This is a genomic window from Deltaproteobacteria bacterium (assembly GCA_016177765.1).
Taxonomy (GTDB): Bacteria; UBA10199; UBA10199; order JACPAL01; family JACOUP01; genus JACOUP01.
The window spans coordinates 923,819-942,917 of the sequence record JACOUP010000008.1 but is presented as its reverse complement, the minus strand read 5'-3'; the positions used below and the strand labels follow the sequence as shown (position 1 = coordinate 942,917).

The following is a 19,099-nucleotide window of genomic DNA, read 5'->3' as shown; positions in this document are numbered from 1 at the left end:
CGACTCTCCGCCTGGGGCGGATCGCTCAGGGCAGGCTCCTTCGGACGGCAATGAGCGGGCTTACTTTGTGTCTGAGAAGCTGGGTCATCTCTTTTAAAGTCTGGTCTGCCTTTTCCTCCGGCCCTTCGTAACGAACCATCAAGACCTTATACCGGAGCTGGAGGACTTCCAATAAAATCCCTTTTTCTTGAAGTGAAGTGATCCGTTCTTGAAGAACTTCTTTAATTCGAAAAAGACGCTCCTCCGGTTTCATCATCTCAAAACTGACGGCATTCTCCCGTTCTTTTTCTTTCACCCTCTTTTCTTCCAGGGCGGACGATCCTACCGATCCGACCCGCGTGTTGATGATATTGCAGGCGGGGGCGACAATCAACTTCCAGGGGGTTCCGGGACTTTTGACCAGGATGAATTCTTTCCCAAAATAGGTTACCGCCTGAAGGCCGATAATATCAAAGAGCGGTGCGGCGTAAGGATCGGAGTTGGCTTCCTCCCGACTATAGAAGGACTGGGGCTCAGAAACGGGAAGTTCCTCATTGAGAACCAGCCGGATCCGGTTTGGGTCCTCAGCCTCCTCAATAATCTTCAAAATCCTGGCCATGTCCGGTTCTTCCCCTAACAGTGGGAAGGAGTCAAGGGATCATGGAGAGACCAGACGGATCTTCACACGGGGGATATCGGCGGGAAGTTCATCTTTTGAGGCCAGGCAGGCGTTGTAGGAATATCCCCCCTGGATAACCGGTCCCCTCAGATTGATCTCGATCCAGACCGGCCTTCCCTGCCATTCCCGGTTTGTCAGTTGTTCTCTTAAGACACCCTCAAATGCTGGAACAACAAGAGAGTCTTCAAGGTAGCGACTGAAAGGGATTGTCTTGGGATACTCCTTTGTGGTGTAGATCGCCTCGGTATGCAAAGTGATCTCCAGAGATCGTGCCCCGGGCCGTGTTTGAAATTTAGCGATGGAAGCTTGGACAGCCTTTGCCAGACAATCATCCGGGAAACCGCCAGCGAAATGGATTTCTTGATCGGCGGCTTCAAGATCAACATGATGCCAACCTCCTCCGGATTCGATAACATAAGGGGCATAAGGCTGTAAAAGGTAATAATCGAACAGTTCGGTACCGGTGCGGGGAGGAGGGGCATAAACATACACATAAGGAACCCCTTCCCGCCTCATCTGATTGACCAGAGCACCAACGGAATCCCGTATCGCCATCGAGGTATCAAACTGTCTCTGGGCATGGACAACAAACAAGGCACGGCCTCCACCAATATGAATTCTGGAAAAGTCTTCGTGGATAGAGACAAGATGGGGAAAGAAGCGAGGAGAGTCTGAGAAAGTCTGCCGGACCAGCGTATCCAGTGAATCACCCTCTTCCAAGACGTCGCGGGCCCCGGAGGCTTGGGCATAATGATAGGCCGCCACGTAAAACCTCTGCTTGAAGTGAAAGAGAGGATCCTCGGGACGGGGGAGATCTTTCGAATCAATATATCGGTCCTCAAGGATCGCCTCTAACGCCTCTTTTTGGGGATCTTCTTGAGAAAGCCAATCCAAGGCCTTTTGTAAAAAGGTAAAGGCCTCCCGCGAAACCTGAATCCTCTCCGGAATAGAAGGGGCAGCTCCCACAATGGGGGCATCGGCACCGGAACCAAGAAAGTTGCCTCAATTTCGGAGCGGTTTGCCGGTCATCAGCATTGTTTGCATCCGGGCCTGGGACTTTTCGGTGCCAATCAGAGAAAGAAACGCCTCTCGTTCAAGATCTAAAAGATGCTGTTCGGAGACACGGGTCAGATTGGCCTGATCCCCGGCAGTCAGGATCCGGGCCAGTTTACCGGCGATAAAGCCATCATGCTCCGTAATCAGTCCCTGATTGCGAAACCCTTGAATCGCTGACAGGACCGCCATCTCCCCACCACGCCCCGGAACAAGGATATCTTCACGCGGTTTGCCAGGCTGGTACCCTTTTGCCATCTCCAGAACATCCGCTTTCGCATCCGCCGTGAGTCTCTCACGGGAAAGAGAGATCTGGTCCTCCGAGGTGAGGTAACCGAGACTGACCGCCTCCTTGGCCGATGTTGAAACCTTGGCAAAGGCGATCGTCTCAAACGCCTTTTGCACCTTTGGAAACGGTCCATGGGCCGCTTTTTTCTCGCACCGTAAAACCATCTCCTTGCAACCACCACCGGCCGGGATCAGACCAACGCCGACCTCGACAAGCCCGATGTAGAGTTCTGCATGCGCCCGGACCCGAACCCCACCGAGAGCGACCTCACAACCCCCTCCCAATGTCAGTCCAAACGGAGCCACCACCACCGGTTTTTTGGCATACTTCATCCGCAGATTCACATTCTGAAAATCGCAGACTACCTTTTCAATCCCCGCCCAGTTTTTGTTTTGTGCCTCCATGAACATCAGGAGGAGATTGGCACCAACCGAAAAGTTCACCGCCTCGTTGGTCACCACAAGCCCGATACCGCTCTTTTCCACCGTATCCAGACCGAAATTGAGCATCCCGATGATATCATCATCGATCGCGTTCATCTTGGAGTGAAACTCGACACAAAAAACCCCGTCTCCGATGTCGATCAATGAGGCCGAGGCCCCCGCCTTGACTACCCTCTTCTGCTCCTTAAGCGATGAAAGGAGGACAACCCCCACCCGTTCCGGGACAGGCTTGTAAGAAAGTGACGCTGCATCAAAGTAAAGATTCCCGCTCCCTTCCTTTTTGTAGAATCGTCCCTCCCCCTTTTGTAGAACCTGCTCGATAATCTTGGGGACCGGAAGTCCTTCTTTTTTGATCCGTTCAGCGGTTGCGGCGACCCCCAAAAGGTCCCAGGTCTCAAACGGGCCGAGCTCCCAGTTGAAACCCCATTTCATCGCGTTATCAATGTTCCCGATGTCATCGGCAATCTCCGGAATCCGGTTGGCGGCGTAAATCAGAACATCCCGTGTCGAGCGCCAGGCCAGTTGCCCCGCGCGATCTTCACTCCCGACAAGGGTTTTAAATTTTTCATCCAGCTCCTCAATATTTTTGATCGCCCCCAACGAATCGTACCGGACTTTTTCCTGCGGCCGATATTCCAGTGTTTGAAGATCGAGAGACAAAATTTCTGAAGAACCGTCCTGTTTTTTCACCTTTTTATAAAACCCCTGCCCCGTTTTTTCCCCCAAAAGCCTTTTTTCAACCATTTTCTCGATCACCGCCGGCATTTTGAAGACTTCCCTCTTCTCATCCGAAACACAATTTTCATAGGTATGCCGGCCGACATGGACGAGGGTATCCAATCCAACCATATCGGTCGTTCGAAACATGGCGCTTTTGGGGCGACCGACCGCCGAACCTAAAATTTTATCCACCTCTTCCACCTTGTAATTGTTCTGCAAAACTTCGTTCAAGGCGGCAAACCAGCCATAGACACCGATCCGGTTGGCGACAAAATTGGGGGTGTCTTTGGCGATCACCACCCCTTTTCCTAAAATATCCTCCAAAAAGCGGCGGATTGTTTTGGCGGTCTCCGGATCGGTCTCCGGTGCGGTTACCAGTTCAACGAGCTTCATGTAACGAACCGGATTAAAAAAATGGGTGATCACAAAATTTTTCTTGAACTCCTTGCCCCTTCCCTCGCTCATCGCCTTCAGGGAAAGGCCGGAGGTGTTCGAACTCACTATTGTCCCGGGCCGCATGGTTTTTTCGATACGGCCGAAAACCTCTTTTTTGATCTCCAGTTTTTCAACAACCACCTCGATGATCCAGTCGCATTCGGAAAGTTTTTGCCAATCATCCTCAAAATTGCCGGGAGTAACCTGCTTCAGGTCTGATTTTGAATAGATAAGGGAAGGCTTTGAGACTGCCAACAGTTCAAGCCCCTTCAGGGCCAGTTTGTTGCGGGATTCGCCAGGGGCCAAATCTTTGGGAACAATGTCGAGCAGGAGAGAAGGGATCCCGGCGCCAGCCAGATGCCCGGCGATGCCGGAACCCATGATTCCAGAACCAAGGACCGCTACTTTTTTGATCACAACAACCTCTCAATCACCGTCGCAGCCCCTTGACCCCCACCGATGCACATCGTCTCCAAACCGATCGTCTTGTTAAAAGTGATGAGGTCATTGATCAACGTCGCCATGATCCGGGCGCCGGAGCATCCCAGCGGGTGCCCCAAGGCGATCGCCCCCCCATGCGGGTTTACCTTGTTGAAATCGGCATTGAGTTCGCGAAGGACCGCGAGCGACTGGGCCGCAAACGCCTCATTGATCTCAATGATCTCAATATCGGAGAGTTTCATCCCGGCCCGCTTTAAAACTTTTTGCACCGCCGGGACCGGCCCCATTCCCATGTAAGCCGGGTCACAACCAGCCATCGCCATCGCCCGAATCCTGGCAAGGGGCTTGAGCCCCTTTTTTTTGGCCAACTCGCCATTCATGATAACGACTGCGGCGGCGCCATCGGTCAACGGCGAAGAATTGCCGGCGGTAACGGAACCTCCTTCCAGAAAGGCGGCTTTAAGGCTCGCCAATTTTTCAAGCGCCGTATCCTCACGCGGGTTTTCGTCACGATCCAGAATAACTTTTTTTCCATCCGGCAGAACAATCTCCACCGGAATCATCTCGTTTTTAAATTTGCCTTCCTTGTGGGCCTTGACCGCCTTCTGGTGGGAGGCGATGGCAAAACGGTCCTGATCTTCCCGGGAGATCTGGTATTTTTTGGCGACATTTTCGGCCGTCATCCCCATCGAGATATAGGCCTGCGGCGCCCCTTCCTTCATCAGTTTTTCATTGAGACTTGGATTAAACCCCCCCATCGGGACATGGCTCATGGATTCGATCCCCCCCGCCACAAAAACCTCCCCGTTACCGGTCATGATATTGAGTGCGGCAAGGTTGATCGCTTGCAAACCGGAGGCGCAAAACCGGTTGAGGGTCAACGCCGCCGCTCCGAATGGAATGCCGGCCAGAAGGCTGATATTGCGGGCCACATTCATCCCCTGCTCCCCCTCCGGCATCGCACAACCGAAGATGACATCTTCAATTTCGTCTGTCTTGATTTGCGGGACCCGATGGAGCGCCTCTTTCACCACGAGGGCCCCCAGGTCATCGATACGCAGGTTGGTGAGAAGCCCCTTGCCTGCCCTTCCCATCGGACTCCGGACGGCTGAGACAATAACGGCGTCATTCATAATTTCCCCCTTTGATAAAAAGAAAAAAGGAGTGGGTCTGTAAGCCGGATCCTGTCCCCCGCCTTGAGGCGGGGCGATCATCATTTCTCTTAGGACCCCCATTACTGAGGGCCTCTAGCAGCCGACCCATCCCTCCGTCCCACTTTTGGCGGGAACTCAACCGGACTCGTTGAAAGGAGAGACCTATTTGGCCTTGCACCGGGTGGGGTTTACCGCGTTTCACCCTTCCGCCATAAGCGGAAGACTCGTCTCTGTGGCACTTTCCGTCGGATTGCTCCGCCAGGCCGTTAGCCTGCACCCTGCCCTTGGTGTCCGGACTTTCCTCCCCCGCTTATCGCGGGAGCGATGATCCGACCCACTCCTAATTTTAAAAGAGCTTACCTTTCGTCAATCGCCTGATTCGCCAACCGGTCGGCCTCAAAGTTCTGTTCCCGGTCGATATGGCCGATAGTATAATGCGGGATCTTTTTCAAGAGTGCAAGCGCCTCCTCAAACAGCGGTTTCAGGTTGGGGTGCTTCACCCGATACTGCCCCTCGATCTGCCGGACCATCAACTGCGAATCGGCAAAGATACAAACCTCCCGGGCCTTCAGTTCCACTAACCGCCGGAGTCCGGCAAGGAGCGCCTGATACTCAGCCACATTATTGGTTGTCTCCCCCAGATACAGCGCGATCTCCGCCACAACGTCCCCGTCGGGACGGCAGATATAGGCCCCGGCCCCGGCCGGACCAGGGTTACCACGAGCCGCACCATCGGTATAAAGCTGATAGGAATCGGAATTTCTACCCTTTATCAAGGAAGCCAAAGGTTTTTAAAACGATCCTCTCCTCGCGCGGGGTGAGGCAGGAGAGGAGACGTTCCGCCTCGGGTGAGAGGTAACCGTTCGATTTGGAATCAAAGGGGAGATTCTTCTCTTTTTCGGAAGCCGCCTCCCGACGGAGGGCCTGCCCAATCTCCCTCAAGGCCCGGCGGAGATCGCCGATTTCCACGGAATCGCCAAGGATTTTTCCTGTTTCCTCAAACGGCTCTGTATCCGCGATAAAATTTAACAGCTCCGCAACAACTTCTTTGGGAAGGGCATTTATTTTCATCATTTCCTCCGTTTTGCCGCTAATGATACCAATTCCTTCAAACCCCTGCAAGACCTTCCTTCTCCTTAATAGAGAGGATCCGGTGACAACTAGGGCAAGTATAAATAGCCTGTTGTCTCAAGATCTGGTTAAAGAGCTGGGGAGGAACATGCATATGACACCCCAGACAGGTCCCTCCCTCAACAAGGGCCAAAGGGTCGCTCCTGATCTTCCGAACCTTCTCATACTGGACTATCAGTGACGGCCCAATCCCATCCAGCAAACCGTTCCGGACCATGGAGAGTTCCCCCAATTTTCGGCCTAGCTCCTCCTCCTCCTGGACCAAGGCCTGATACTTATCCCGATGAGAGGCCTCTGAAGACCGGTATTGTTCTTCAAGCACGCTTACCTCTTTGGTCAATTCCTCGATCTGTCCCATCAGTTTCAGGAGGTGATCTTCCATCTCCTTGTTTTCTTTCTTCCCTTGGGACACCTCTTTGAGAGCCGCCTGGTATTCTTTGTTAGTTTTGATCTCATTGACCCTCGTCTCCCTTTTTTTCAAGGATTCCTGGGAAACCCGGAGATCCATCTCTTTGTCCCTTCTCTCCTTTTCAACAGAGACCAGGATCCCCTTTTTCTCTTCCAGATTCTTCTGGAGGAGAATCCATCCTGATTCTATCTCTTCCCGCAAACCAGGGAGTAGCGCTTGGCGCTCTTGAAACTGCCGGCATTCCTGGTCAAAGCGGCTTAATTTGAAAATTCTGTCTAACTGCTCTCGTAGTCCAGCCAAGGGTCCTCCTGAAATCACCGTTGCGAAAACAAAAGAGCTCTCCTATAATCCAGCTTTTGCGGGCCTGTAGCTCAATGGTAGAGCCCCCGGCTCATAACCGGGCCGTTGTAGGTTCGAGTCCTACCGGGCCCATACTAGTCCACAAAACTCCGCAACCGCTTGCTCCGTGACGGATGCCGCAGTTTCCGAAGCGCCTTGGCTTCAATCTGACGGATTCGTTCACGGGTTACCGAAAAATTCTTGCCCACCTCTTCCAGGGTGTGATCCGATCTCTCCCCGATACCAAATCGCATCCGAAGGACCTTCTCTTCACGTGGCGTCAGCGTGGCAAGAACCCTCTGCGTCTGTTCCGAAAGGTTCAGATTGACCACCGCCTCCCCCGGCGTCGGGATCGTCTTGTCCTCAATAAAATCACCCAAATGACTATCCTCCTCCTCGCCAATCGGGGTCTCCAGTGAAATCGGTTCTTTGGCAATCCTTAAAACCTTGCGCACCTTTTCCAGAGGGAGTTCCATCTTTTCGGCAATCTCTTCCGGCGTCGGCTCCCGGCCGAACTCCTGAACCAGATAACGGGAGGTTCGGACCAGCTTGTTGATCGTTTCGATCATATGGACGGGAATCCGGATCGTCCGGGCCTGGTCGGCAATCGCCCGGGTAATCGCCTGACGGATCCACCAAGTCGCATAGGTGGAAAATTTATACCCCCGTTTGTACTCAAACTTATCAACCGCCTTCATGAGCCCGATATTTCCCTCCTGGATCAGGTCCAAAAACTGCAAGCCTCGATTAGTATATTTCTTGGCAATGCTAACCACCAGGCGAAGATTGGCCTCAACCAGTTCACTCTTGGCCCCTTCGGCAAAATTTTCCGCTTTGCGGATATCCTTGTAGGCCTTCCGGATCTCTTCGACCGGCGCCCCGAATTCTCTAGCCACCTCACTGATCCTCCGCTCAGCCTGACGGATCATCTCGGCAATCTGCAAAATCTCCTCTCGTTCCATCTTGAGCGAGGCCGCAATTTTTCTTTCCATATACCGGCTTCGTTTGAAATCCTTGAAGAGTTTTTTCATCTCTTCCGGTTCCACCTGGAGCTTCCGCCGGCCACTGGACAGAACTCTTTCCTGCTCCTCAATCTGGCTGATAAAACCGTCCAGTCTTTCAATCAACTGGTCGATCGTCCTCTTGTTGAGACGCATTTCCTTGATCGCCTCAAGAATTCCTTCCCGGACGCCTCGTGCCTGCTCCTCGGCTTTCTTTCTGTTTTCTTCGCGGAGTCTGAGGTTGCCCGCCTTCGATTGAAACCCTTTCAATTCCTTGGCTGAATTGCGTACCTTGCTCATCAGCTTGAGGACCTTCAGGCGGTATTCTGATTCATCCAGCCCTTCTCCTTCTTCAATGTCATCAAAATCTTTAACAATCTCCGCCACGCGGATTTTGTTCTTGCCCAGATGATCCCCCATCTCCACAAACCGCTGCATCCCGAATCGGGTGCCGAGAAGGATTCGAATAACTTCATCCTCCCCCTGTTCGATCCTCTTGGCGATCTCGACTTCCCCCTCACGTGTCAGGAGCGGAACAGCCCCCATTTTGCGAAGGTAGAGTCGAACCGGATCGGTCGACTTTCCACCGGTGTCATCGACCACCACTTCCACATCCACGACTGGCGTTTCTTCTTCCTCTTCCTCAGAGGAAGCCGCCCCTTTTTCTTCGGTGCTCGCAGAGGCACCACCAGCCGCCACCGGTTTTTTCTTTAAAAGTTTGGCCCCTTCCTCGTCATCGACGATTTCAATATCCATTTCGTCGAACATCGAAAGAACGCCGTCAATCTGTTCGGGCGAAACGAGATCATCCGGCAGGGCGTCATTGACCTCCTCATAGGTCAGGAACCCCCGTTCTTTGCCAAGATGGATTAGTTGTTGAACTTCCTTGATCTCTTTCTTTTCTGTTGTCACCACGAGGCCCTCGTCCTTTCTTCACCTATCAAAACTTTGTCCTGAAGCAATTTATTTTTTAAAAGAATCAGTTCCGTCAGTCTTTTCTCATCCTTTTTATCCTCGGCCAACCGGATCTCCTGTGTCAAAATCTGGAGCTCCTTCTGAAAGCGGCGCCGGTGGACCTGTCTTTCGCAATCCTTCAAGGCCGGAACAATCTCTTCTTCCAAAAGCGGGCTCTCCATCGCGAGTGAAACCGCCAACTGCCTTAATTCGTCCTCCTCCAGCTCGTCCAGAAGAGTGGTGACCTTCACGGACAAATCACCTTCTTCGGCCAGAGCGATCTTCCGGACCCTCTGCCAAAGTTCCTGGAGCAGACGGTTCGAGAAATCAGACTCCTCAATCCCCGTAAAGACAGAAGCAGGAACCGGAGTTTCAGAAAGCACCAGTTGCAGGATCATCCTCTCGAGGGGAGGCAAGTTTCCCACCGCCAGTGGTTCCCCCGACCCAACGGCCCCACTAACATCGGTCGCTCGGGGGGCAAAAGTTGCTCCCTTTTTTTGGAACCGGTCGATCTCCTTATAAAGGAGGGATTCCTCCAGATGGAGAAACGATGCAAGCTTCTGAATATAAAGGTTTTTTTCAATTTCTCCGGTCAGCAAGGAAAGATTCGGCAAAAGGGTCTGGACCGCTTGGGATTTCCCCTGCGGCGATCGCTCCAAAGAGCGGGTTACTTTTTCCATAAAATATTCAAAGAGGGGAACCGCCTTCTCCAGCCGCTTGGCAAAGGCCTCCTGTCCTTCCTTCCGGAGGAGGCTGTCCGGGTCCTCTTTCGGCGGCAGGGCAATTGTCTTGGCCGGAAGCCCCAGTTTGAGAAGAATAGGTAACGCCCGTTCCCTCGCCTTCTCCCCCGCCTCGTCCCCATCAAAGAGGAGGAGAAAGTTTTCCGAGAATCGCGAGAGATACCGGACTTGGGCCTCCGTCAACGCGGTCCCGAGTGGGGCCACGACATTTTCAAAACCATGCTGGAAGAGACAGATCTGGTCCAGATACCCCTCCACCAGGATGATCGAATCCCTGACACGAATCGCCGATTTGGCCAGATTGAGGCCGAAGAGTGATTCCCCTTTATTATAAAGAGGCGAGTCGACAGAGTTGATATACTTGGCCTGATCCGGATCGTTGGAAAGGGTCCTCCCCCCAAAGCCGATGACACGGCCACTCGGGGCGATGATTGGAAAAATCAGACGATCCCTGAAAAAATCATAAGAGCGCCCCTCACTCCGGCGAACCAGCCCCAGTTTTTCCGCCATCCCCAGATTCACTTTTTGTGATTCCAGAGTGGAAAAGAGCCCCTGAAAGAGGGGGAGTGCCAGTCCCAAACCGAATTTTTTGATCGTTTCAGGGGAAATCCCGCGAGCTTCAAGATAGGCACGCCCTTTTTTCCCCACCTCCGGGTGTTGGAGATTCTGGTAATAGTACCGGGCCGCGAGACGGTTGAGTTTGGCCAGTTCCTCTTTTTCTTCGGCGGGAGGCCCTCTTCGAGAATCCTGACTCTTGGGTGAACCACCCTTGGGTGGACCACCCTTCACCAAACGGACCCCGACCCGGGCCGCCAGCTTTTCCACCGCCTCCAGGAAGCTTAAGCCTTCAAACTTCATCAGGAAGTTGATGATATTCCCTCCTTCGCCGCACCCGAAACAGTGATAGATCTGCTTTGGGGAACTCACCATGAAGGAGGGGGTCTTCTCCCCATGAAAGGGACAGAGCCCTTTCCAGTTGCCCCCCGATTTTTTTAAAGGGATCGATTCACCAACGAGGGCCACAATATCGGCCCGTGATTTAATCTCTTGCAATTGCTCTTCGGAGACTAACCCCAAAGACTCACCCCGCTAGTAATTTTCGAACCGTATCGCTCAGCAACTGCCCATCCACCTGACCGGCCAATTCTTCACGGAGCGCCTTCATCACCCGGCCCATATCCTTGACATCTTTGGCGCCCAGCTCGGCTATCTTTTTTTTCACCCGCCCTTCAACCTCTTCCGCAGGTAACGACGGGGGTAAAAACGCAAGGAGGATCCCCAACTCGCGCGTCTCTTTATCCACCAGGTCCTGCCGCCCCCCCTTGCTAAATTCAGCAATCGACTCCCTCCTCTGCTTTACAAGGGTTGCCACCACCTGAACCGCCTCGGGTTCGGTGAGCTCCCCCCTTTTATCAATTTCCTTGTTTTTGATGGCAGCAACCGCCATCCGGATGGTATCCAGCCGGACCTGATCGCGCGCCTTCAGTGATTCCTTCAGCGCTTCCCCCAAGGCCCCTTTGATTCCCACTTTAGAAAACCTCTCTTCGGATGCCCTTCTTGAGTGCCCTCTTCCGGGCGGCAATCTTTTTCTTTTTCTTCTTGACCGACGGCTTTTCGTAATGTTCCCGTTTCCGAAGCTCGGAGAGGATCCCGGCCTTCTCACAGGATTTTTTGAAACGCCGAACGGCGGACTCGAAAGACTCCCCTTCTTTTAATTTGATAAATGTCACCGGTCTTTCCCCTTTAAAGCCTGCGGAAGCTATGGAATTTGTTCTATAATGTCAAATGGAAAAAACCTGCCCATTTTTCTTATGTATCCTCTGAGAAGCTTGACAACCTTTCCTCCTTCTTGGTAGGGCGCTTCTTGCAGGTTGTTCTTTTCCAGCGCAAGGGGTGGAGGGAAGCCGGTGAAAGTCCGGCACGGTCCCGCCACTGTAAGGGGTTTGTAGAGTCACGGCGTCAGTCACTGTCCGCCTCCGGCGGATGGGAAGGCAAGCCGGCGCTCGGGGGAGCCCCAAGTCAGGAAACCTTACCTTTTGCATTCACTAACCTTTTTATTAGCTCTCCGCGGAGAGAGGGAGGATCAGATGTCCGAAGGACTCAAAGCAACAGTCGTGTGTGGTGCCGGCGGTGTCATCGGGGGTATTCTCGGTGCAGGTGCCGGGACCGTTGTTTGGCCCGGTGTTGGTACCGGTGCAGGTGCCTGGAAAGGAGCCGTCGGGGGGTGTGCGATTGCCCTTATGGCGGCCGGGTGTACCAATGACGAAGGATCCGTCGATGTCGTTGTCGATGGTCCTCACGGGACCGACGGGGGTCCAACCGAAGGAAAAGATGCTGGACCAGGCACGCCGGTTTCCAAAAAGCCGTACGCTGCCGTTCTGGAGGCCGATTTCACAAACCCGGCCGGGACGCTCCGGCTTCTGGAGTTGGGAGGTCTGGGTGAATCACCCTTTGTCTATCAGGATTCCCCCACCTTTCCGACACACAGTGATGCGGTTATCAGAAGCTCGGTGGCTGGTGGGCTTCCGCTCTGCGTGGTCAATCGTCTGGGGCGAGACACTGTCCAGTGCGTGGATCTCCAAACCGGTCAATCCACAGAATACCCGATGGGAGAAGGGACCAACCCGCAGGATGTTCTGATTTTTTCCGGCGAAAAGGCCTATGTCTCCCTTTATAACCCAACCGAACCGGGTGACCTGCTTGTCATGAACCCCCGTTCCGGTGAGATCACGACAAGAATTGATCTTTCCTCTTATGCCGAAAACGGTTCTCCCGCCGAGGCGGCGGCGATGGTTTATGTCGAAAGACGGGGGAGAGGCTTTGCCGTTGTTGCCTTGCAAGACTTGAACGGTTTTACCGCCGATAAAAACGGCAAACTGGTCTGGATCGACACCACAACCGACAGGGTCGACCAGGTGACCCCGCTGACGGGGGCCAATCCTTTCACCCTGGCCGCCACAGCGGATCAGGTCCTGGTTGGAAATGCCGGAACCTTTAATCCGGACGATTCTCTCGGCGGGGTCGAGGCGGTCTCGATCGCCTCCGGGATCTCTCAAGGGATCGCCATTGACGACCGTGACCTGGGGGGAGCACCGGGGGATATTGAGACCTCCTCTAATTCCGGTTTTGTCACCGCCAGTTTCATTGATCCGGTCACCAGTGCCTATCGTTCGCGCATCTTTCGTTTTCCTCTCAACCCGATCGGCGGCGCCACCGCCGTTTATGAAAGCGCCGGCTCCATTCAGGATACCGAATGGGTGGAGAGGGTCTCCGGGTTGCTTGTGGGAGACCGCGATCCGGGATTTCCCGGCGTTCTCCTGATCGGTCCGAATGGGGCTGTCCTCCACGACAAGCTAGCCGGAGGACTGCCACCCGCCTCCATCGCCACCTATGAACAGTGAAAACGGGTGCGTTTTTAATCGGAGTCCTGATGACGACACTCGTCACTCCCTTGGGTGAATCACCCTTGGAGGGTCGTGAATTAGGGGATCTTGGGGAGATCCAGGTCACGGACAAACAACGGGAAGGCCGCCTCGACGGGGCGGCCTTCTCCAATGTCCTAACCTCCCGCGATCTAGAAGGAAGGACCCTCACCCTGCCGGAGGTTCTCAGCGAAGAAGTCGGCCTGCAGGTCCGGCGTTATGGCGGGCTCGATGATTTTGCCACCCTCTCGATCCGCGGCTCCACTTCAGAGCAGGTGCAAATTTACCTGGACGGGGTCCCGATCAATGCGGCGCAAGGGGGAGCGGTGAACATCGCAAGCATCCCCCTTTCACAAATTGAAAAAATTGAAATCTACCGCGGTCAGACCCCCAGTTTTTATGAAACCTCGGCGATCGGCGGAGTCGTCGCCATCACCACCAAACGGTTTCATCAGAAGCCACAATGGGCCTTCGACAGTTCTTACGGATCCTGGAACAGTGCGGGTGCAGGCGTTTTTGGGGCGATCCCTGTTGGCTCCTGGGGTAGTTCGGCCGGGTATCATTTTCAGCACAGTGATGGCGACTTTCAATTTCTGGATGATAACGGAACCCCCTTCAATGCCTCGGATGACCAGACCCGCTCCCGAAAAAACAACAGCTTCAACCGTCATTCCTTTCTGACCCACTGGAACGGTAGTTTGGGTCACGGTTGGCATCTCCAGATTCACGAAAATTTTTTCCGGGAAGACAGGGGGGTCCCGGGTCTCGGCACCCTCACCTCGGAAACCGCTAGTCTCGCCACGACGAGGTCGCTGACGCAATTGGAATTAACCCAAGAAAACCTCTTTGATTCCCCCCTGGGTGGCACACCCCTGGCCCTCTCTTTCATCCCTTCCTTCGGTTACACCAAGAGCCAATTTTCCGATCCCCAGGGGGAGATCGGTCTCGGCCGGCAGGATAACGACGATGACAGTTTTCTCTACGGTCTGAAAACCAGGGCAATGATTCCACTCGGCAATCATCACAAGGCGATGAACACCCTCTCTTATCAAGGGGAACAGTTCCTCCCGGAAAACAGGCAGAGCACCCCCGGTTCTGACGCTTCCAGCCGGAGGGATAGTATCGGGTTGGTTGTCGAGGATGAAATCCGGCTTTTGAATGGACAACTGACGCTTCTTCCCTCCTTCCGGATGGAAAATATTTTCAATAACGAAAATAATCTCCACCTCCTCGGCGGAAAACTGGGGGTCAAACTGTCGCTGGGTGCTTCACCCTTGGGTGAACCACCCTCGGGTGGCACACCCTTTTCCTCAGGTCTTGCCTTCAAGGCCAATGGCGGCCGTTCTTACCGCGCCCCCAGTTTTTCGGAATTGTTCGGGGACCGCGGTTTTTTTGTCGGCAACCCGGACCTCCAGCCTGAAAAATCGGTCAACTTCGACCTTGGCCTCTTGTGGACAAAAGAAAGATGGCACTTTGAGATCTCCTATTTTCAAAACGAGATCCGCGATCTGATCCAGATGTTGCAAACATCCCAATACACCGTCCAGGCCCAAAATCTGGGAAGGGCCAGGATTCAGGGGATGGAGTTGGTCGCTCAAATAAAACCGATCCGGCCGCTGACCCTCACTCTCAATTATACCTATGAACAGGCCAAGGATGTCAGCGGGAATCCAGCCACCCAGGACCTCCTCCTGCCGGGGAGACCGATCCATGAATTATCGGCAAAGACTGATTATCAATGGCACTGGGCCCGTTTTTTTTCTGACCTGAATTTTATCGATGCCAACTTCCTGGATACGCAAAATATCCGTAAGGTAAACCACCGGATATTTTGGAATGTCGGAACAGAGGCCCGTTTTCTTAAATATTTTTCAGCGGCGTTCGAGGTGAAAAACGTCTTGAACGACCAGACGGTTGATATTGTTGGATTTCCCCTCCCGGGAAGGGGATTTTTTGGAAAATTGGAGATGAAAAATTGATGGTTCGACGGGCTCACCATGTCCATCAATCCCCCCCTCTTAGTGTAAGAGGGGGCCGGGGGGCGTTAGTTCTTATTTTGTTTTTCCTTTCCTCCATCGCTGGTTGCGGGTCAGTCACCGAAGAGACAGGTCCCGCCCCCACGCCGAGCGACTCTCCCAACCCGATTTTTTCGGCCGACGTCAACAACCCGCAGGGGAACACCGCCTTTGTCCTGGGATCCGATTTCCAAACGATCGGGACCTATGCAACACTCACACTCGAAGAGACTCCCCAGGTGAGTCCAAATCTGGGAACCACCCACACGGATGCGGTCGTCCGCTCTTTTAACAACCTCCTTTATATCGTCAACCGGAAGGGACAGGATAATATTCAGGTGGTCGACCCAAAACAGGGGTACAAAACAATTTCTCAATTTTCGGTCGGCCGCGGGACGGATCCGCACGACATTCTGGTCCTCAATCCAACCACCGCCTACATCACCCTCTACGAACCGGAGGCGAACAATTCAACGTTCACCGTCGACGACCTTCTGGTTGTCAACCCACAAACGGGAATAATCACTCAAACGATCGACCTCACCCCTTACGCCGACTCCGATGGAGAACCGCTCGCCCGGGCCGACCGTATTTTGTGGATCAATGGGAAACTGTTTGTCTCTATTCAAGACCTCGCCGAGGATTTTAAGGTGACAACGGAAGGGAAAATTCTTGTGATCAATCCTACAACCGGTAAAGTGGAAAAGGTAATCCGTCTTTCCGGTCGCAATCCTTTCGACATAAAATACTCCCCCTCTCGTAAAAAGATTTTTGTCTCCCTTGCCGATTTTTTCAACAATACAAGTCCTTATGGGGGGATCGAGGTTGTGGATACACAATCCTTGAATTCACGCGGCATCCTGATATCAGACAACCAGCTCGGCGGGGCACCGGCCGATATCGAATTAAACACAAAAGTGGGGTATGTCGTTGTCGGGAGTTATCGTGACGGCAATCGCTTTGAAACAAGTGTTGTCCGGTTTGATCCGGATGCCGGACCCGCCGCACCCTTCAAGACAGTTTATCAAAGTGCCGCTTACATCCCGGATATCGCCCTTTTGGGCGATCTCCTGATTGTGGGAGACAGCGATCCGGCGAACGGGGGGGTTTTCCTCCTGGATGCCGAAACCGAGGCTCCGGTGGCGGGACCGATTTCAGTCGGTCCACCGCCGGTCGCCATCACCTTTTTTAACCGCCCATGAAAAAAAACCTTTGTCACCTCCTGATTCTTTTTTTCACCGCCTGCGGCAATGGCGCAACGGAACCGTCTCTTTTTGATCCCGGTCCCTGGAAGAGTTTGGAGACGATTACAATCCAACCCTCGGCAGTGACCCTGGAGGAGGAAAAGGCGTATCCGCTGACCGCTGAGCTTCGGTTTAGCGGTGACCAGGTTGTCCCCAAGGTCCAAAAACAGTTCACCAACCCTCTCAATACTTTTAAAGAAAAAATTCTCTGGATCTCTTCCGATCCAGCCATTGTCGAGGTGGGAGAGACCGGTGTGATCCATGCCCTTCAAACAGGAACCGCTGAAGTAACTGCCTGGGTAGAAGGGAAAGAAGAGATCCGGGGAAAAACCGGAATCACGATTCTCCCCCAATCGGTTTCCGTTTCCGGATCAGCCTCTCTCCCGAATACAGTGCCGATCAATAACTGCCTGCCACCGGAGGAACCGCCGGACGAGACGGCCCCTTTTGCCGATCGTCTGGTTTCCTACAGCATCGGCCGGAAAGGGGGATTCCATGAGGAACTCCTGCCGGAGATCGTCCTCGGCCCTCCACACGGTGCCGGCAATGCCCCAGGCGGTTTTGATGTCTTCTCTCTCGGTCTTGGCGGCGAAATCATTTTAGAATTTACCGATTTTGTTCCGGTGGACGGCCCCGGCCCCGATTTTGTCGTTTTTGAAAATTCATTTTCCGGTTTTTTTGAACCGGCTCAGGTTTTCGCCTCGGCCGACGGGAACGACTGGCACCCTTTCCCCTGTTCTCCCACCTTTCCTGATTTTAAAGGATGCGCCGGCGGTCAACCGGTCTACGCCAATCCGGACAGAAACAACATCAGCCCGACCGACCCGACGGTGGCCGGTGGGGATGCCTATGATCTTGCCGATATCGGCCTCTGCCAGGCCCGTTTCATCCGGATCGTCGATATTAACGGCTGTGCCTTTTACAACGACCCGGCCCATTGTAGCGACAGCGTCTCTTCGGGAGTTTTGGGGTTTGATCTGGATGCGGTGGCGGTGGTGAATGGCATTAAAAAATAGCATTGCGATTTTAACCGTATCCCAGTAGAGGGTAAGCTTCGAGTCAGGAGGTTTTATGAAGATGAACCGATTTCTTGTCCTGGTAGGAATGGTTTTTGCCGTTGCCTTGACGCGACTCATCCCCCATCCAGCCAATTTTGCGCCGATTGTGGCGGTCGCCCTTTTTGGCGGCGCCTGTTTTGACAAAAAGAGAACAGCCCTCCTGGTCACTTTTGGGGCGCTCCTTCTCAGTGATCTCCTGATCGGTTTCTACCCGGATCTCCCCGTCGTCTACCTGGCCTATCTTCTTGTCTTGGGGCTTGGTTTCCGGCTGAAAGACCAAAGAAAGTGGCTCCCGGTAGCCGGATCGACTCTGGCCAGTTCCATTTTATTTTTCATCGTTACCAATTTTGGGGTCTGGGCCTTTCAACCGATCTACCCCAAGACGGTAGCCGGGCTCACCGCCTGTTACATCGCCGCCATCCCGTTCTTTCCGAATACCCTCGTCGGGGATGCCCTTTATGTCACGCTCCTCTTTGGTGGTTTTGCCCTCGCTGAGCGAAAATTCAATATTTTGAAAGAACCTCTGTCGGTTGCTTCTTAAGGCTTGCCCGTGAAAAGCCGGCTTTTCTTGGCACTTTCCGTCGGTCTTCATCTGTTGATACTCTCTCTCTGGGGGCTCTCGCAACTTTTCTCTCCTCTTTCCCCTGCAAAAGGAGGAGTGGAGATTATCACCATCGCCTCTACTGACAGTTCTGAGGTCTCAGGGGGATCACGGAGGGGGCGAGGACTGTCTGACGCAGCCAGGTTACCTGAACGGTTGCCGCCGGGAGCAGGGGAAGAAAATGGAGCTGACCTGGTCCTTGCTGAGATTCGAAAAAAAATCGAACAGACCAAACGCTACCCGGCCCAAGCCAGGCAACTGGGCCAGGAAGGGGTTACTTCGGTGAGCTTTTCCATCGATCGTTCCGGAAAAGTGAGCCTCCTCTCCCTTGAAAAATCATCATCATACCGGCTGTTGGATGAAGAAGCGTTGGAGACGATCCGCCGCGCCGCCCCATTTCCCCCCTACGAGAAACCGATCAGGCTCGCAATCCGTTTCTCCCTGGCTCCCTGAGAAAAGAATCGCTTGAAACCGGCTAAAGAGGAGGAATACCGCTCTGGACCTGCTGGCGCAGGGAATGGATCGCCGGCAACCAGTCTTTCCTGCCGGAAAGCAACCCCTCGGCCCGATCCAGAATCTCCAGAATCTCCTCGTTATCCCCGGAAAGGTATTTGGACCAGGCCAGATAATAATAGGCCGGCCCGTTAGAGGGATCCAGATTGATCGCCTCATGGAAGAGATTCATCGCCCCAGGGTACTCCTGGGCCTCCAGTTTTTCTTTTCCCTGGAGCAGAAAGTCATTGGAGGCGTTCCTTTCCGGTCGAGAGGGCTCCGGGACGGGTGGCGGCGCTTGAATGACCGGAGCGGGAACCACTTTTGGCGGGGTCGGCCGGACCGGCCTCTTTTTGACGGCCGGAGGACAGGCGGTCAGGAAAAAACAGAGGAGAATAAGGAAATATCTTAGACCCTTCGACAAGCTCAGGGTGTCCCTTTCTGCTTGGACATGGTGAGCCTGTCGAACCATGAATTGACCATGCAAGATAAATCCTGCA

18 protein-coding genes, 1 tRNA gene, 1 other RNA gene and 1 riboswitch are annotated in these 19,099 nt (G+C 53.6%); of the genes, 7 read left to right on the top strand and 13 right to left on the bottom strand.

All coding sequences use genetic code 11. The features are described from left to right. Window positions 1–25: 25 nt before the first annotated feature. The 8 genes from HYS22_07025 to HYS22_06990 all read right to left on the bottom strand — a co-directional run bounded on the left by HYS22_07025 (window position 26) and on the right by HYS22_06990 (window position 7,033). Entirely contained in the window at window positions 26–598 is a 573-nt protein-coding gene (locus HYS22_07025; protein MBI1909903.1) for a NifU N-terminal domain-containing protein, read from the bottom strand. A 39-nt stretch (window positions 599–637) separates the two neighbouring features. Continuing rightward, window positions 638–1,624: a hypothetical protein gene (locus HYS22_07020; protein MBI1909902.1), complete on the bottom strand. Its 987-nt coding sequence runs from the start codon at window positions 1,622–1,624 to the stop codon at window positions 638–640. A 36-nt stretch (window positions 1,625–1,660) separates the two neighbouring features. Continuing rightward, entirely contained in the window at window positions 1,661–3,979 is a 2,319-nt protein-coding gene (locus HYS22_07015; protein ID MBI1909901.1) for a hypothetical protein, read from the bottom strand. A gap of 32 nt (window positions 3,980–4,011) precedes the next feature. Then, window positions 4,012–5,172: a thiolase family protein gene (locus tag HYS22_07010; GenBank protein MBI1909900.1), complete on the bottom strand. Its 1,161-nt coding sequence runs from the start codon at window positions 5,170–5,172 to the stop codon at window positions 4,012–4,014. Between the two features lie 24 nt (window positions 5,173–5,196). Then, window positions 5,197–5,534: RNase P RNA component class A (rnpB, locus tag HYS22_07005), an RNA gene on the bottom strand. A 15-nt stretch (window positions 5,535–5,549) separates the two neighbouring features. After that, the gene (locus HYS22_07000; GenBank protein ID MBI1909899.1) at window positions 5,550–5,966 is read right to left on the bottom strand and encodes a ribonuclease HI family protein; all 417 of its coding nucleotides are present in this window, start codon (window positions 5,964–5,966) and stop codon (window positions 5,550–5,552) included. Then, on the bottom strand, window positions 5,956–6,267 hold the full coding sequence (locus HYS22_06995) for a hypothetical protein (GenBank protein ID MBI1909898.1): 312 nt from the start codon (window positions 6,265–6,267) through the stop codon (window positions 5,956–5,958). Before HYS22_06995 ends, HYS22_07000 begins: the two co-directional genes overlap by 11 nt. Before the next feature lie 34 nt (window positions 6,268–6,301). Then, complete coding sequence (locus HYS22_06990) at window positions 6,302–7,033, bottom strand: hypothetical protein (GenBank protein ID MBI1909897.1); 732 nt, start codon at window positions 7,031–7,033, stop codon at window positions 6,302–6,304. Window positions 7,034–7,093: 60 nt separating this feature from the next. Here HYS22_06990 and HYS22_06985 point away from each other — a divergent pair. Further along, window positions 7,094–7,165 (top strand) — tRNA-Ile (locus tag HYS22_06985). Between the two features lie 2 nt (window positions 7,166–7,167). On the opposite strand, the gene rpoD is transcribed toward HYS22_06985, so the two are convergent. The 4 genes from rpoD to HYS22_06965 are packed head-to-tail and all read right to left on the bottom strand — an operon-like array spanning window position 7,168 to window position 11,497. Next, window positions 7,168–8,988 (bottom strand): RNA polymerase sigma factor RpoD, encoded by a 1,821-nt coding sequence (gene rpoD / locus HYS22_06980; GenBank protein MBI1909896.1) that lies wholly within the window; start codon window positions 8,986–8,988, stop codon window positions 7,168–7,170. After that, window positions 8,982–10,820 carry a DNA primase gene (locus HYS22_06975; protein ID MBI1909895.1) on the bottom strand — a complete coding sequence of 613 codons (1,839 nt, stop codon included), beginning with the start codon at window positions 10,818–10,820 and terminating at the stop codon, window positions 8,982–8,984. The genes rpoD and HYS22_06975 overlap by 7 nt, the downstream gene beginning before the upstream one ends. 28 nt (window positions 10,821–10,848) lie before the next feature. Then, window positions 10,849–11,295: a GatB/YqeY domain-containing protein gene (locus HYS22_06970; GenBank protein MBI1909894.1), complete on the bottom strand. Its 447-nt coding sequence runs from the start codon at window positions 11,293–11,295 to the stop codon at window positions 10,849–10,851. 1 nt (window position 11,296) lies between these two features. Next, the gene (locus tag HYS22_06965; protein ID MBI1909893.1) at window positions 11,297–11,497 is read right to left on the bottom strand and encodes a 30S ribosomal protein S21; all 201 of its coding nucleotides are present in this window, start codon (window positions 11,495–11,497) and stop codon (window positions 11,297–11,299) included. Window positions 11,498–11,619: 122 nt separating this feature from the next. After that, window positions 11,620–11,818: riboswitch (cobalamin riboswitch) on the top strand. A 36-nt stretch (window positions 11,819–11,854) separates the two neighbouring features. Between HYS22_06965 and HYS22_06960 the strand changes: the two genes are divergently transcribed. The 6 genes from HYS22_06960 to HYS22_06935 all read left to right on the top strand — a co-directional run bounded on the left by HYS22_06960 (window position 11,855) and on the right by HYS22_06935 (window position 18,560). Then, entirely contained in the window at window positions 11,855–13,168 is a 1,314-nt protein-coding gene (locus tag HYS22_06960) for a hypothetical protein (protein MBI1909892.1), read from the top strand. Window positions 13,169–13,197: 29 nt separating this feature from the next. Next, the gene (locus tag HYS22_06955; protein ID MBI1909891.1) at window positions 13,198–15,168 is read left to right on the top strand and encodes a TonB-dependent receptor; all 1,971 of its coding nucleotides are present in this window, start codon (window positions 13,198–13,200) and stop codon (window positions 15,166–15,168) included. Window positions 15,169–15,245: 77 nt separating this feature from the next. Further along, complete coding sequence (locus HYS22_06950) at window positions 15,246–16,406, top strand: hypothetical protein (protein MBI1909890.1); 1,161 nt, start codon at window positions 15,246–15,248, stop codon at window positions 16,404–16,406. Continuing rightward, on the top strand, window positions 16,403–17,464 hold the full coding sequence (locus HYS22_06945; GenBank protein MBI1909889.1) for an Ig-like domain-containing protein: 1,062 nt from the start codon (window positions 16,403–16,405) through the stop codon (window positions 17,462–17,464). The genes HYS22_06950 and HYS22_06945 overlap by 4 nt, the downstream gene beginning before the upstream one ends. A gap of 55 nt (window positions 17,465–17,519) precedes the next feature. Then, window positions 17,520–18,047 (top strand): hypothetical protein, encoded by a 528-nt coding sequence (locus HYS22_06940; protein MBI1909888.1) that lies wholly within the window; start codon window positions 17,520–17,522, stop codon window positions 18,045–18,047. 9 nt (window positions 18,048–18,056) lie between these two features. Further along, a complete protein-coding gene (locus tag HYS22_06935) occupies window positions 18,057–18,560 on the top strand; it encodes an energy transducer TonB (GenBank protein MBI1909887.1) in 504 nt (167 codons plus the stop codon). 22 nt (window positions 18,561–18,582) lie between these two features. Here the strand turns inward: HYS22_06935 and HYS22_06930 are convergent, their stop codons facing one another. Next, a complete protein-coding gene (locus HYS22_06930; GenBank protein MBI1909886.1) occupies window positions 18,583–19,071 on the bottom strand; it encodes a tetratricopeptide repeat protein in 489 nt (162 codons plus the stop codon). Between the last annotated feature and the right edge of the window lie 28 nt (window positions 19,072–19,099).